At 68.9% G+C, this 14,324-nt stretch carries 12 protein-coding genes and 2 pseudogenes; 5 read left to right on the plus strand and 9 right to left on the minus strand.

Going from position 1 to position 14,324, the window contains the following annotated elements:
• Positions 1-26: 26 nt before the first annotated feature.
• From FHU36_RS04310 to FHU36_RS04335, 6 genes are read right to left on the minus strand one after another with little or no spacing between them, the layout of a single operon-like run.
• Positions 27-968 (minus strand): endonuclease/exonuclease/phosphatase family protein, encoded by a 942-nt coding sequence (locus FHU36_RS04310; RefSeq protein ID WP_185082488.1) that lies wholly within the window; start codon positions 966-968, stop codon positions 27-29.
• Positions 968-2,221 carry a Gfo/Idh/MocA family protein gene (locus tag FHU36_RS04315; RefSeq protein WP_185082489.1) on the minus strand — a complete coding sequence of 418 codons (1,254 nt, stop codon included), beginning with the start codon at positions 2,219-2,221 and terminating at the stop codon, positions 968-970. Before FHU36_RS04315 ends, FHU36_RS04310 begins: the two co-directional genes overlap by 1 nt.
• Before the next feature lie 10 nt (positions 2,222-2,231).
• Positions 2,232-3,398: an ROK family transcriptional regulator gene (locus FHU36_RS04320; RefSeq protein ID WP_185082490.1), complete on the minus strand. Its 1,167-nt coding sequence runs from the start codon at positions 3,396-3,398 to the stop codon at positions 2,232-2,234.
• A 43-nt stretch (positions 3,399-3,441) separates the two neighbouring features.
• Positions 3,442-4,260: a carbohydrate ABC transporter permease gene (locus FHU36_RS04325; protein WP_185082491.1), complete on the minus strand. Its 819-nt coding sequence runs from the start codon at positions 4,258-4,260 to the stop codon at positions 3,442-3,444.
• Entirely contained in the window at positions 4,257-5,060 is an 804-nt protein-coding gene (locus FHU36_RS04330; protein ID WP_185082492.1) for a carbohydrate ABC transporter permease, read from the minus strand. The genes FHU36_RS04325 and FHU36_RS04330 overlap by 4 nt, the downstream gene beginning before the upstream one ends.
• 41 nt (positions 5,061-5,101) lie before the next feature.
• Positions 5,102-6,361, minus strand: a complete 1,260-nt coding sequence (locus FHU36_RS04335; RefSeq protein WP_185082493.1) for an extracellular solute-binding protein — start codon at positions 6,359-6,361, stop codon at positions 5,102-5,104.
• A 117-nt stretch (positions 6,362-6,478) separates the two neighbouring features.
• Between FHU36_RS04335 and FHU36_RS04340 the strand changes: the two genes are divergently transcribed.
• The gene (locus tag FHU36_RS04340; protein WP_185082494.1) at positions 6,479-7,996 is read left to right on the plus strand and encodes a phosphodiester glycosidase family protein; all 1,518 of its coding nucleotides are present in this window, start codon (positions 6,479-6,481) and stop codon (positions 7,994-7,996) included.
• Positions 7,997-8,577: 581 nt separating this feature from the next.
• On the opposite strand, the pseudogene FHU36_RS04345 reads toward FHU36_RS04340, so the two are convergent.
• Positions 8,578-8,793, minus strand: a pseudogene (locus FHU36_RS04345) (transposase); the annotation flags it as partial.
• 103 nt (positions 8,794-8,896) lie between these two features.
• Between FHU36_RS04345 and FHU36_RS04350 the strand changes: the two are divergent.
• Both FHU36_RS04350 and FHU36_RS04355 read left to right on the plus strand, forming a co-directional pair.
• On the plus strand, positions 8,897-9,868 hold the full coding sequence (locus tag FHU36_RS04350; RefSeq protein ID WP_185082495.1) for a helix-turn-helix domain-containing protein: 972 nt from the start codon (positions 8,897-8,899) through the stop codon (positions 9,866-9,868).
• A 203-nt stretch (positions 9,869-10,071) separates the two neighbouring features.
• The gene (locus tag FHU36_RS04355; RefSeq protein ID WP_185082496.1) at positions 10,072-10,476 is read left to right on the plus strand and encodes a hypothetical protein; all 405 of its coding nucleotides are present in this window, start codon (positions 10,072-10,074) and stop codon (positions 10,474-10,476) included.
• Between the two features lie 378 nt (positions 10,477-10,854).
• On the opposite strand, the gene FHU36_RS04360 is transcribed toward FHU36_RS04355, so the two are convergent.
• Positions 10,855-11,610, minus strand: coding sequence for a metallophosphoesterase (locus FHU36_RS04360; RefSeq protein WP_185082497.1), 756 nt, complete (start codon positions 11,608-11,610; stop codon positions 10,855-10,857).
• 168 nt (positions 11,611-11,778) lie between these two features.
• Between FHU36_RS04360 and FHU36_RS44100 the strand changes: the two are divergent.
• A pseudogene (locus FHU36_RS44100) lies at positions 11,779-11,973 on the plus strand (GntR family transcriptional regulator); the annotation flags it as partial.
• 74 nt (positions 11,974-12,047) lie between these two features.
• The gene (locus tag FHU36_RS04365) at positions 12,048-13,175 is read left to right on the plus strand and encodes an aminotransferase-like domain-containing protein (protein ID WP_246501944.1); all 1,128 of its coding nucleotides are present in this window, start codon (positions 12,048-12,050) and stop codon (positions 13,173-13,175) included.
• A gap of 343 nt (positions 13,176-13,518) precedes the next feature.
• Here FHU36_RS04365 and FHU36_RS46755 read toward each other — a convergent pair whose 3' ends face one another.
• A complete protein-coding gene (locus tag FHU36_RS46755; protein ID WP_376774137.1) occupies positions 13,519-14,319 on the minus strand; it encodes a site-specific integrase in 801 nt (266 codons plus the stop codon).
• Between the last annotated feature and the right edge of the window lie 5 nt (positions 14,320-14,324).

The following is a 14,324-nucleotide window of genomic DNA, read 5'->3' on the forward strand; positions in this document are numbered from 1 at the left end:
GTGGCCGTTGACGTCGTGACGCCGGGTCAGTGCTCCCAGGCGGCGGCGCCTCGCAGAAGGCGGTGGTCGGAGACGGTGTCGGCGCAGGCCGCCGCGTCGCCGCGTACGTTGGTGAACCAGTAGTAGCTCAGGAAGATGTAGTCGATCTTCACGGGTGTCTCCAGGTCGGTCGCGCACGTCGGCACGGCCGTGGGCTCTCCGCTCCTGCATCGGTCGGCGCTCTGGTCGCAGGTGGGGCCGAAGAACGCCGTGTCGTTCTCGTCCACCTCCTGGAACACCCCCTTGCCGCCGTTGTGGTCGTAGAGTGCGTTGAGGATGGAGTCGGTGGGCGCAAGGTTGAAGTCGCCGCCCAGCACGACCGGGTCGCCCTCGGCGGCGTATGACCTGGTGACCTCGGCGACCTTGTCCACCTGGGGGCCGCCCTGACCGGTTTCTGGGGCGATGTGGGTGTTGCAGGCGCGGACGGGGCGGCCAGTGACGGGCACGCGGCCGCACAGCAGGATGCGGTTCTCGATCGCGCCGTCGCTCTCGTCCTCGGGGAGGGGGACGACCGTCCTGGTGCCCTCTTCGAAGGTGCCCTTCGCGAAGGTGGCCAGGCCGAAGCGCTGGTCGGAGCCCCAGTCGAGGCAGCCGGACGAGGTGCGGGTCGCTCCCCAGACGCTGTCGTAGCGCGGGCCGTCGGTGCGGGTGTTCAGGTGGTCACGCAAAAGCGTCCACTGCCCGTAACACACCTCCTGGAGGAACACGAGGTCGGCATCCCAGTGGTCGATGGCCGACACCATCGCCGCTTGAAAGGCCTTACGGTCCACGGGCGGGCACTGCTTCGCCGCGCCGCAGATGTTGTAGGTGATGAAGCGCGGCCGGGGCCAGTTGGCGGCGTCCGGCATGTCGGCTTGGGCGGGTCCTATCGGCAGGACCAGACCTAAGAACAGCAGAGCGGTCACGAACGTGCGAAAAGCTGCCCGCATCAGCGAGCTCCTTCCATGAGGGAGATGACCTGCTGGGTGAGCCTCGCCCGCTCGGCGGCGAAGACCGCCAGGTGGGAGGCGAGTGACTCGGCGGGACCCGATCGGATCAGGTCGCGCTCGCCGGTCGCCACCGCGCGCACGAACGCCTCCATGAGCCGTTCGTCGCCACCGGCGTGGCCACCTCCGGCTGTGGGGTCGCCCGTCGCGGCGACCGTGATGGTGGAGACGTCGCCCGTGCGGAAGTCGTGGACGCGCACGTGCTCGCCGTCGCACTCCAGTTCGCCGTGGGTGCCGAAGATCCTCGTACGGCGGTGTCCACCGGCGTTGAAGGCGGTCATGGTGAAGACGCCGCTCGCGCCGCCGTCGAACTCCATAGCCACGACCTGGTGGTCGACGACGTCGTTGTCGCAGTCGTAGACGCACCTGCCGTACGGCCCGTGCCGCAGTGCGCTGGTGAGGGCTTCCTCGGTGAACTCCCTGGTGACGACGCTCAGCGGCCAGCCATGCTGCCCTTCGCGCAGGCGCCCGCCGTACAGTCTGGGCGCTGAGTAGGGGCATGTCGGTTCGACGGCGCAGTCGAGGCACCTCAACGCCGATCCTGGCGGCCGGTTGTCGCGCGTGAAGTGCTTGAGCCCGCCGAAGCTGGAGACCCGTGCGATCGGCCTGCCGACGACGTACTGCAGCCAGTCGAGGTCGTGGGAGGACTTGGCGAGCAGCATGAACGTGGACTGGTCGGTGCGGCGCCAGTTGCCGCGCACGTAGGAGTGCGCCTGGTGCCAGAAGCCCACGGGTTCGAGATGCTGGACGGAGACGATCTCGCCGATCTGCCCGGAGCGCACGACGGATCTGACCGTGTCGGTGTAGGGCGCGTAGCGCAGCACGTGGCAGACAGCGAAAATCACGCCCGCGCGCTCGGCCGCCGCGACGATCTCGCGGCACTCGGCTTCTGTCGGCGCGAGCGGCTTCTCAATCAGGATGTGGTAGCCGAGTTCTGCGAAGGTCCTGGCGGGCTCGGCGTGGTCGCCGTCCTGGGTGGCGATGACGACGGCGTCGGCGATCCTGCCTTCGGCGGCGAGGTCGCGCCAGCCGGCGAAGATCCGGGCGCCGCCCGCGTCGGCCAGGTGACGTGCCCGCTCCGCGACCGGGTCGGCGACGGCCGCGATTCGCGCCAGGTGAGGGTGTGCGAGCGCCCAGCGGGCGTATCCGCTGCCGCGGTCTCCGGCTCCGACGATGGCCAGCGACACCGGGGTCATACTGCTCCGTTCAGGCATTCAGGTTGTCCAGCAGGGAACTCTCGACGGAGTCGAGCGCGGTTCTGAGCGCGCCGACGGTGACGGCCTTGTCTCCCAGGGCCGACACCTCCAGGCGCGGCGGCAGGGAGGTCATCTGCGGCAGCCTGCGCCTGATCGGCTCAGCGATCTGCTCACCCGCGGCCGCGACGCCGCCTCCAATGACGATCAGTTCGGGGTTCAGGAGCAGGGCCATCGTGCCGATCGCTCTGGCGATGCGGGCGAGGATCTCCTCCAGCACCTGCTGGGCCTCGGTGTCACCGTCGCGGGCGGCAGCGAGCAGCAGCGCGGCGTCGCCGGTCAGCGAGCTGGTGTGCTCGCGCAGCCTGGCGACGACCTCTTTGCCGATATGGCTGGCGAGCGCGCCTATGCCCTCGGCGCCCGGCGTGTGTTCGAGCAGGCTGAGGAAGGCCATTTCGCCCGCGCCCCCGTCGTGGCCGCGGAAGACCTGGCCGCCGGAGACGATCCCGGCGCCGAGCCGTTCACCTGCGAGCACGTAGATGACGTCCTCGCTGGTCGAGGCCACGCCGCGCCAGCGCTCTCCGACGACGGCGAGGTTGGCGTCGTTGTCGGAGAGGACGGGCGCGCCGAAGGAGCGGCCGAGTTCGGCCCGCAGGTTCAGCCCCTTCCAGTCGGGCAGGACGTCGCAGGTGAGCACCACCCCGGTGCGTGGATCGACGATGCCAGGCGTGGCCGCGCAGGCCGCGAGCACGGCCGATCTTTCGACCCGCGCCTGCTTCAGCGCCTCACGCACGGCCTTGCGCACCCCATCGAGCCGCTCCTTGCGGCCGAGCTCCTGCCCGAGCGACCTCACCTGGGTCGTCAGTACGACACCGCGCAGGTCGGCCACGGACACCATGCATTTGTGCACGCCGATGTCGATGCCGACGACATGCCCGCGCTCGGCCCTGAAGCGCACCAGCCGGGCGGGCCTGCCACGGCGACCGGGCGTGTCGTCCTCGACCTCGGCGATGAGGCCGATGCGCCGAAGGTCCTCGATCACGGCGTCGACGGTCGGCCTGGAGAGCCCGGCGGCGTCGGCGAGCTCGGTGTGCCTGATCGCCTCGACGTCCCGCAGCACGTTCAGCACGGTCTCCGCGTTGAGCCGGCGGAGCAGAGGAGCGGTCGCTGCAGAGGTCATGGCAACACCCTCGTGGTCGTTGGATCGTGGTGGATCATCCCGGTCATCCCTTCACCGCGCCGGAGGTGAGCCCTGCGACGATGCGGCGCTGGGAGAGAAGGACCAGGATGACCACGGGAACGGTCACCATCAAGGCCGCCGCCGCGATGGCGCCGTAGGGTTGCTGGAACTCCGACTCCCCGGTGAAGAAGGCCAGAGCGGCGGGGACCGTACGCGACTGGTCGGTCGAGGTGAGCGAGATCGCGAACAGGAACTCGCCCCAGCACGCCAGGAAGGTCAGCAGGAACGTCGTGACCACGCCGGGCGCGGCAACCGGGATGATCACCCGGAGCAGCGCCTGGAGCCTGGTGGCCCCGTCCATCTGGGCGGATTCCTCCAGATCCCAGGGAATCGTGCGGAAGAAGGCGGTCATCAGCCAGATCGCCAGCGGCAGCGAGAACGACACGTAAGGAATGATCAGCCCGAGCCAGGTGTCGAAGAGCCCAAGGTCGGTCCACAGTGTGAACAGCGGCCCCACCAGGGCGATCGCGGGAAACATGGTCAGACCGAGCGCGAGCCCTAGCACCGCGCCGTTGCCGCGGAAGCGCAGCCTCGCGATCGCGTACGCGGCGAACACCGCGACGATCACCGAGACGGTCGTGGCGATCAGTGAGATGCCCACGGAGTTGCGCAGCGCGGTGGTGAACATCGGGTTGGTGAACAACCCCGTGTAGTTCTCCAGCGTGGGCGAGGCGGGCAGGAAACGGCCGTCGTTCTGCAGGGAGGCCGGTTTGAGCGACAGGCTGACGACCCACACGATCGGGGCGAGCGTCCAGACGGCGACCGTCGCGGTGACCAGCAGGTCGGCGATCCTGCGCTTCATGACTCACCCCTGAACGCTCGGACGAACCCGACCGCGATCATCGCGACGCAGACGAACAGCAGCACCGAAACAGCCGAGCCGAGACCGACCTCCAGGTCCCTGATGAGGAAGCGGTAGCTCAGGAACGACAGCGTCTCCGTGCCGACCGCGCCCTGCGTCTGGATGTAGACGGTGTCGAAGACGCGAAAGGCGTCGAGGGTGCGGAACAGCAGCGCGACCACGATCGCGGGCCGCACACACGGGCCGGTCACCCGCCAGAACCGCTGCCACGCCCCGGCCCCGTCCACCTTGGCCGCCTCGTACACCTCGCCCGGCACGGTCACCAGCCCGGCGAGCAGCATCAGCGCCATGAACGGCGTCGTCTTCCATACTTCGGTCAGCACGATTACCGAGTAGGCCGACCAGGTCTCGCCGAGCCAGTTGAAGTCGCCGCCGACGAAGCCGACCGACGGCTGGAAGGCGAAGCGGAAGGCGAACGCCGAGACGACCGTCAGCACCGCGTACGGCACGAGCACTACGGTCCGCAGGAGCTGCCGCCCCCACAGCACCTTGTGCATGGCCATCGCGAGCGCGAAACCCAGCACGAACTCCAAGCCCACGCTGGTCACCGTCAGAACGACGGTCGCGGCGAGGTCCTGCCACCAGGTCTCGCTGGTGAGTATGCGACCGTAGTTGTCCAGCCCGGCGAAGGCTCGCTCACTCGGCGCGCTCAGTGAGTAGCTCTCCAGGGAAAGCGCCGCCGTACGCAGGACAGGTACGACCGTGACCGCGACCATGAGCAGCAGGGCAGGGGCGGCCATGAGCCACCCGAGCCGCTGCTCACGTGCTTGAGGAATCTGGCTCACTGCTTGACGGCCTCGCTGACGGCGGCGTTGGCCTTCGATGAGGTCTCGGCGGTGACGGAGGCGGGTGGGTGGAAGGCCGTCTGGATGGCGGTGGACAGCGCGTTGTACTTGCGCGCCATCGGACGCGGGGCCGCCTCGGCGATCGAGTCGCGCATGACGTCGGCGAAGGGGAACTTCGCCCGCACCTCGGGGTCGTCGTAGACCGAGGAGCGGGCGGCGGGGATGCCCGACTGGAGCATGAAAGTCTTCTGCGACTGCGTCGAGGTCAGGCAGGCGAGCGCGGCGAAGGCGCTCTCGCGCTGGTCCTCCGGCGTGCCCACGCCGACGGCGACGTTGGAGCCGCCGAGCGGCGGCGCGCTGGGCGAGCCCTGGACGACCCTGGGGTAGCGTGCCCAGCCGTAGTCTTCAAAGACCTTCTTGAACTCGGGCTCCTTCTGGGCGCGATCGGCCGCGGCGGCGTAGCCCCAGTTCGTCATGAAGGATGCCTCGCCGTTCTCGAAGGCGGCGCGCATGGTCTCCTCGTCGAGTGTGCTCATCCCCTTCAGCGCCGAGGGGCCGGAGGCCAGCGACGAGATGACCGTGGCGGCGGCCCTGCCCGCGTCGGTGTCGAGTCCGGGGTTGCCGTCGGGGTCGACGATCTGGCCGCCGGCGGAGGCGACGAGGGCGTTGATGAAGACGGTGTAGCCCTCGTAGCGGTTGCCCGGTGTAGCGACGCCGCGCTCGCCGTCGGGCAGGCTTCCCGCGGCGGTGAGGAGCTGCTCCCAGGTCAGCTCGCCCTTGGCTGGGTCGATGCCCGCCTGCTGGGCGCGCGACTTGCGGTACCACAGCAGCTGCGAGCCGGACAGCAGCGGCGCGGCGTAGACCTTGCCCTTCCACGTCGCCGACTTCATGGCTCCGCCGAGCGTGCCCTCGGAGACGGTCCTCGTCGTGGTCTCGGGCAGCGGCAGGATCCAGCCCGCCTCGGCGAACTCCGCCGTCCAGACGACGTCAAGGGTGATGAGGTTGACCGCGCGGTCCTTCGCCGACAGACGGCGGACGAGTTGCTCGCGCTGCTTGTCGGAGCCTTCGGGGAGAGTCTCGACCTTGATCGTGTACTTGCCCTCGCGGTTGCAGGCGGCCACGGCGGCCTGGGTGGGCGTGTCGGCGTTGGGTCCCTGCCACCAGGTGAGCGCGGCGGGACCTTCGCTCTCGGAGGCGCAGGCGGCCAGGGGGAGGGCGGTGAGCGCGGCCACGGCCAGCCGAAGCAGATTCTTCATGAGGGGGTTCTCCCAGGCGGAGGAGGCTTGCTTTTTGTGAGAGTCATTTATTAAATGCATCAGCAGAATAGGAGGCGCTCAGAACGCCGTCAAGCTGCTCCTCACCAAAGGACTCACATGCACCGCACCGCCTTAACATCCCTGGTCGCGGCCCTGGCCCTGGCGCTTCCCGCCTCGGCGGCAGTGGCGAGCACGCCACAGCTCCCGCCGGGCGTCACCCTCACCACGCTCTCGCCGGGAGCCCAGGACGCCGACGACTTCTGGACCGTCCACGTCTACCTGCCCGCCCTCCTCGACGGCCCGTTGAAGACGGCGGGCACGGCGATCGGGTCGAAGGAGATCGCCAACCGGGTCGTCGCCGCACTGACCGAGAAGGGCTTCGAGCCCCGCCTGGAGCGGGTCGACGCCCCGGCCTTCGCCGACCGCCCGGCCGGGCCGCTCGGCTGGACCGTACGGCTCGGCCGCTACGCCACCGGCGACGAGGCCGCCACGGCCCTCGCCAAGGTCAGGGCGGCGGGCTTCGCGGGAGGCACCCGTTACACCGCGCAGGACGGCACCGACGAGAACGCGCCGCAGAAGGTGCACGTGCTCCGCGTCGACTTCCGCGACTTCCGCGGCACCGTCGCCACCGGCTTCGGGCCGACGCTCTACGACCCGGAGATCCTCACCGACCAGATCGCCTCCAGCGGGGCCGTAGCGGGGATCAACGCCCAGTGGTTCTTCAACCGTGGTCCCGGCGGCCTGTACGTCAAGGACGGCAGGCTCCTCGGCAACGCCACCCAGGGACGCGGTGGCATCAAGATCACGAATGGCGGCAGGCGCGTGGACGTCGACGCCTACACCGCCCACGTCACCCTCCACGGGGGCGCGGAGTCGGTCGAGATCGACGGGGTCAACCGGCTGCCCGGCGAGATCTGGAACTGCGGTGGCGTCGGAGGCGACCTGCCCACCGAGAAGCCGCAGCATGACCTGAAGTGCACCGACGACAGCGAACTCGTGCGCTTCACGCCCGAGTGGGGTCAGCCGCCGTCGGGCGAGGGCGCGGAGGCTGTCGTGGACGCTCGGGGGTTCGTCGTCGCGGTCAACCGTAGCCGTGGCTCCGCCGTACCTGCTGGGGGGTGGACCGTGCAGGCGATCGGCGACAGCGCCGAGTGGCTGTTCGCCAACGCTAGGCCGGGGAGCAGGCTGCGCGTTTCCGAGCGGGTCGAGGACAGCAGGGGCCACCGGGTGCCGCTCACGCCCGACACGACGATCCTGCAGGTCGGGCCCACGCTCGTCCGTGACGGGGAGATCTCGGTCAACGCCGAGGCCGACGGCCTGATCAGGCAGGGCGGCGACCAGACCTTCACCTACAACTGGACCCTGCGCGCCAACCCGCGCTCCATGATCGGCGTGGACGAGCAGGGCCGGTTGATGCTCGTGGTCGTGGACGGTAGGCAGGCCGGCTACAGCGAGGGCCTCGGTATCGCGCAGACGGCCGAACTGATGAAGCGGCTCGGGGCCGTGGAGGCGATGAACCTCGACGGCGGCGGCTCCAGCGTCCTGGCGACCGCGGAGGGCGGCATCGTCAACCGCCCCTCCGACGCCACGGGCCAGCGTTCCCTGGGCAACGCCATCCTGATCAACGCCGGATAAGCGCTCCCAGCAGGAGGTCGAGGAAGCCGTCCGCCCGCGCCGGGCTCCCGGCGCGGGCCACCGCCGTAGTAAGCGACACCAGTTCGACCACGTCGAGGGCCAGGTCGAGCCTTTACCGCAATTATGCAAGATCACAATCCGGGAAGCGATCTTCGACCGGCGGGGAAGCGATCTCCTGTTCGGGGGCTCCGGACCAGGTCGTACATACTCGCGAACACTGCGGATGCCGACTATTCATCCGTCCAGGTCAAGCTGCAGGCTCGTACTCCCCGAGGATGCCGCCAAGCCGATCATTTCGACGGATGTCCAGGCGGGTGATCTCGGCGGAGATGGTGCTCGGCTCAGGTACCCCCGCCAAAATGGACAGAGGTAGCAAATATGCATGAAACTCTGTCCCGAGGACGGGGAAGCAAATGGCACATAATGGCGACGGTCAAGAACGCACGGTTGCTCGGTGGATGCTCGCGTATACGCGACACAGCCCGGCATCCATCACCATCTCCCGGCACGATGATCGCGGGCAGGGCCGCGCCCAAGATCGTGGTATATGAGAATAAGCCACTCTGCGAACTGATACCTATTTAAGCAGCAATAGTATCAACTGTCACATTAACGTCATTGCTGTCTTCTGGTTCCGTTTTCTCGGCGGCTTTACGGCACTCGGCCAGCACCTCCAGCCCGAGATTACGGCGGCCCTCGGTCCACTCGTCGTGCTGCTTGGCCAGCACCGCCCCGACCAGGCGGATGATCGCGTCCCGGTGCGGGAAGATCCCGGCGACGTCGGTCCGCCGCGAAACTGGTCATGCGTTGACGAGCATCGGGCCCGTGCGGGTTGCGTGCGAGAACTTGATCGGGTGATGCTGGGGCGGCCCCGGAGCGATACTTCGATGTGGAGAAGCCATGGACGTGGTCAGCTTCGCCGAGGTCCCGACGCAAGAGCGGTTCGCCTTCTGGCGCGAGATGAGCTCGAAGATGTGGATGCCGCTGGATGCGCACTGCGAACCACGCCTGGAAAGCGCGTTTCAAGCTCACGTCGCTCTCAGCGGCCTCGGCCTCGTGCAGGCGACCTTGCTGACCGCGCCGTCGCTGACGATCCGGCGTACGCCCCACCTGATCCGCCGCTCCGACCCCGAAACCTTCTTCGTGACCTGCACCGTCCGGGGTCACGCCATCGGAGAACAAGCCGGCCGGCAGGCGGATCTGCGTGTCGGGGATCTGATGCTTCGCAACAGTTCGCAGCCCTATCTGACCACCTTCGAGTCGAGGGGCCCCGCGGACGGGCAGGTGCTGTCGCTGCAGTTCCCGCGCTCCTTGCTGCCACTGCCCGAGCGGGGCCTGCGGGAGCTCAACTCGGTGCCGATCCGGGGTGCCCGGGGCATGGCTGCGCTGGCCTCGCAGTTCCTGCTCCAACTGGCCCGGCATCTGGAGGAGTTCAGCCCGGCCGAGGCGACGCGGGTCTCCCCCCTGACCCTCGACGTCCTGACCGCCGCGCTGGCCGGCGCACTGGACGCCCGGAGCGCGGTACCGCCGAGCAGCCGACAACGCGCGTTGCTCGCCCAGATCCACGCCTTCGTCCAAGCGAACCTGGGCGATGCAAACCTGACCCCGGCCGCGATTGCCGCGGCACACCATATCTCCCTGCGGTATCTGAACAAGCTGTTCCACGCCGAAGGACACACCGTGGCCGGCTGGATCCGCGAGCGCCGCTTGAAGCAGTGCCGGCGCGATCTCGCCGAGCCGCATCTGGCCGGCTACCCGATTAACGCGATCGCGGCCCGGTGGGGGTTCACCAGCCCGGCGCATTTCAGCCAGGCGTTCCGCCGCGCCTACGGGCTTTCGCCACGCGAGTTCCGCCAGCAGTGCACGAGATAGTGCACGCAGACTAAACATCCGTGCACGCAGCTGCAACGACAGCCCCAGCCCGCCGCGGGCATCATTTTGCCTTGGCGGGGTCAGGGAGGCCGAAGCCTCCGATCGCGTCACTTGGGGACGGACACGTGAATCGACCGCACAACTCCGTCATCAGAAGTAGGCAGCAACGTCACGGAATCCCCATGAGCAAAGGAGAAACTCTCATGGAAACAGCAGGAAAGTTCAGGAAGGCCCGCCTTCTGGGTGCCTTCCTGACGATGGCGACCGCTCTCACGGTCACCGCGACGGTGGCAATATCACCCGCTTCAGCCAAAGTCACCGATCTCAAGAAGGTGGCCGGGATCAGCAGGTGCCTCGGGCTCTGGGCCCAGGATGGCAGGATCAAACTCCAGCACCAGAGCCGCTGCGGCCCCAACGGTTCCTACCACATCCACGTCTGGAGCCCTGGGCGCGACACCAACAGCGGCACCTACACCTACGGCGGCGTCGCACTGACGTTCAACAACCCTTGGCCGGTGCCTGCGGGCACCAACATCTGTGCCGAACTCTGGCACCATGAGCCCGGTGGCGGCTATTCGAGCTGGGGCCTTCCCTGCGACACGATGTAACGCCGGAATTGGGAGAGAACCAACGCGCGAGAGGCGGCCGCTTCGGTGACCGCCCCCGCTACTGAACCACGCTGGTTTGAGCAGGGTTTTCGCGGATCGCGGGTTACGCGGACAGGCAGCCGGAAGCAGCGGAGAGCGCCGTATGCCACCGGTCGCGGAACATTCGCGGAATGAATCTTGGGGCGTTTCCCCAGGTCGCATAGAGAAAGGACCCCGGATGGCGTCCGGGGTCCGTTGCGTTCCGCGCAATCGCTGCGACAGGGCTTCCAAGATCCGGCCGTTGACGACCTCGCTGTCGGTCGATGCACTTGGCGTACCGGCTCCTGCGACCTCGTCGTCGATCTTTACGTACAGCGAGGTCTGCAGGGTTTCACGTGATCAGTCGTTGACGCAGCGGTAATGGGTGGTCAGCCGTCCCTCGTCGTCCAGGACGTGGAAGGCGAGCGCGGGCGGCTGGTCGAGATGGACGTAGTCCTCGGGGTGGGCGTGGCGCTCCCAGGGGAGCCGGAGCGTGGAGACCACCCCCGGCGCCACCAGCAGCGGGCGTCCGGCGAAGGTGGTCGCCGCCGCTGTGTGCGCGTGGCCGGCCAGGAAGGCCGTGAGGTTGGGGTGGCGGTCCGCGAGCGCGGAGAGCCGCTCTGCTCCGAACTGACGGATGCCGTCGATGAAGGGGACGTGCAGCGGGGCCGGCGGGTGGTGGAAGCCGACCAGTACGGGCACGTCGTCCGGGGCCTGGGCCAGGATGTCCTCCAGCCACGCCAGCGTCTGGTCCTCGAGGAAGCCCTCGTCCTTGCCCGGAACCGAGGAGTCGCACAATGCGATGACGACTCCGGCAGCGTGGTGCACCTGGTTGATCGGTGCCGCCGATCCCGGCTGCTTCAGCAGGTACTGCCGAAATGCGGCGCGCTCGTCGTGGTTGCCGGGGCAGACCATGACCGGGTGCCGGGACGTCAGCAGGCGTCGAGCCTGCTCGTACTCCTCGGGCAGGGCGTGGTCGGTGATGTCTCCGGTGACCAGGATCGCGTCCAGGTCGTACGGGAGTTCTTCGAGGTAGTGCATGACGGTCCGGGTGCGCTGGGCACTGCGCTGGGCGCCGTCGAGGTGGGTGTCGCTGAGGTGGGCGATCACGATCATCGCTGGGGTCCCTTCGTCGCGGTGTGCGGGATGTGGGCGAGGACGGCCGAGTAGTCCTGGTGGGCGCGGCCGGCGCGCTCGGCGTCGCTGAGCCAGTCCCCGGCCGCTGCGGTCAGGCCTCGGTCTCGACCGTAGAGGGTTACCGGACCAACATTAAGATCCAGTTCTATGGTGAATTCTTGGTCCAGTTCCCGGCTTGACCTGCATATCGCGCTTGATGCCACAGGCGGACGGCGCTCCGGCCTGGAATCCGCGCTGCGGGCGGCGATTCGCCAGGGGCGGCTGGCCGCGGGGACGCTCCTGCCGTCGACCCGTGGGCTGGCCCAGGAACTCGGACTCTCGCGCGGCACGGTCAGCGCCGCCTACGGCCAGCTTGTCGAGGAGGGCTATCTGACCACGCGGCCGGGGTCGGGCACCACCGTGGTCGAGGTACCGCCATGCGACCCCGTCCCCGCACGCCCCATGCCGCGCCGACGATTCCTCGCCACGACCTTCGCCCCGGGCTTCCCGACGTCAGCGCCTTCCCCACCCGAGCCTGGCTCGCCTCCACCCGCCGGGTCCTCACCCACGCCCGCCCCGAGGTCTTCGGCGCCGGAGATCCGCAGGGCCGGATCGAGCTGCGCAACGCGCTCGCCGACTACCTGGGCCGCACCCGCGGCGTGATCACGACCCCGGACCGAATCGTGATCACCTCCGGCTACTACCAGGGTCTGGGCCTGCTCTGCGGCGCGTTGACCGCAGGCGGCACCGGCACCGCAGCCGTTGAGGACCCGGGCCACAACGTCTTTCGCGACGTCATCCAACGCGCCGGGTTCACCACCCTCGCCCTGCCCGTTGATCTCCACGGCGCCCGCGTGCAGGCCCTGACGCAGGAGGTGGGAGCCGTGTTCCTGACCCCCTCACATCAGTACCCGACCGGCGTTCCGCTGCATCCGAGTCGCCGTCAGACCCTGTGCGCATGGGCGCGCTCCACGGGCGGCGTGATCGTCGAGGACGACTACGACGGCGAGTACCGGTACGACCGCCAACCGGTCGGCGCTCTCCAGGGCCTCGCTCCCGACCAGGTCGTCTACTGTGGCACCGCGTCCAAGACCCTCGGCCCTGCCCTCCGCCTGGCCTGGATGGTCCTACCGCCCCACTTGGTGCCACCGGTGGTGCGGGCCAAACAGGAAGCAGACCTGTACACCGAGACCCTGGGCCAGCTCATCCTCGCCGACCTGATCACCACCCACGCATACGACCGCCACACCCGTGCCGCCCGCCTGCGCTACCGCCGCCGTCGCGAACTCCTCCTTGACCGCGTGGCCGCCATCCCCGGTCTCACCCCCCACGGAGTCCCCGCCGGCCTGCACACGCTCATCACCCTCCCCCCTGACGGCCCCGCAGAACAGCAACTCCTGACCCGTTGCGCTCGCCACGGCCTCGCCCTACGCGGTCTCACCGAACTCCACCACGACCCTGCCGGCCGCCCTCAGGGCCTGCTGATCGGCTTCGCCGCCTCGTCAGAACACGCCTACCCGGCCGCCCTCGACACCTTGTTCACCACCTTGACCCCGACCGACTAGGTGCTCCTACCAGTGAAGGCGCCTGCGTCAGCGCGACGTCCTCCCAACCGCAGTAGGACTTACACGTCTGGGAAACATGACCGGCCTCGCCGAACCGGTCGGTGAACTGCTTGCCGTTCTCGGTGAGCACCTCATCCGGCACCCCGAAAGCGCGAGCACCCGCGCCGCCCCGCCCCCGGCCCTCCGCCCGCCCGCCGTCCGGGCGTGCGGCCTGGGAGCCGGTTACCAACAAGATCACCTGGGTCCAGCGGGACGGCCTCCCCTCCGTCCTCTTCTGACGGCCGCGGTCCGCAGGAGCCGGGCCTGGGCAGGAGCGTGTCAGGAGCGTGAAGGGAGTCCTGGCTCACCGAACACACTGTCCGGCATGTGTGTCCGGTCCAGAACGACCTGCTCCGTCGCGGCTTTCCGGCTGCTGTTCGCCCGGTGCGCTCAGGATGGGGTGCTTCGTTCTGGAGGCTAGCTGGTGGAGGGTGTAGCCCGCGGCCTTCTTGAAGAGGTACTCGGCTCGTTCGTACGAAAGCCGTCCCCGTCCCGTGTCCGGGCACAGGTCGGCGGGCTTGGGCGGGCGGGCCGGGGCGGGTCTGCGGTCGGCCAGGAACAGGGGGCCCCGGGTACGGCCCGCCACCAGTTCGGACAGCAGGGCGGCCGTGCCGTATCCCCAGGAGATCCAGACCGGCCCGGTCCTGGTGGTGACCCGGCCGCGGCGGGCGGTCAGGTCGAGGTCCTCGATGTTGAGTGACAAGGCCGCTCTCGCGGACGCTCCCGACTCGTGCAGGAGCCGCCACAGCGCCCGTTCGCGCACGGACGGATGCCGCCACAGGGCCTCCAGGTCCGGCCCGTGGACGGCGGGGCGTCGTTCGCGGCTTTCCGGTTTCCTGCCCAGCTCGGCCGACAGGTCCTCGATGGCGGCCCATGCCGAGAACGAGCGTACGGCCGCACGGTGCCGGTTCCAGGTCCTGGGGGCCGCCGTCCCCCAGGCGACGGCGAAGATCCTGGCCACCTTCCCGGCGGTCACGTCGGCCAGCGGGGTGCCGGGGCCGAGGTCCAGGCGCAGGCGGCGCAGGGTCTGGCCGTAGGAGCGGATCGTCTCGGCGTTCAGGTCGCCGCGGGCGAGGAAGCCCTCCGCGGCCTCACCCAGCGTGATGCCCG

It is taken from the genome of Nonomuraea muscovyensis (genome assembly GCF_014207745.1).
GTDB lineage: Bacteria > Actinomycetota > Actinomycetes > Streptosporangiales > Streptosporangiaceae > Nonomuraea > Nonomuraea muscovyensis.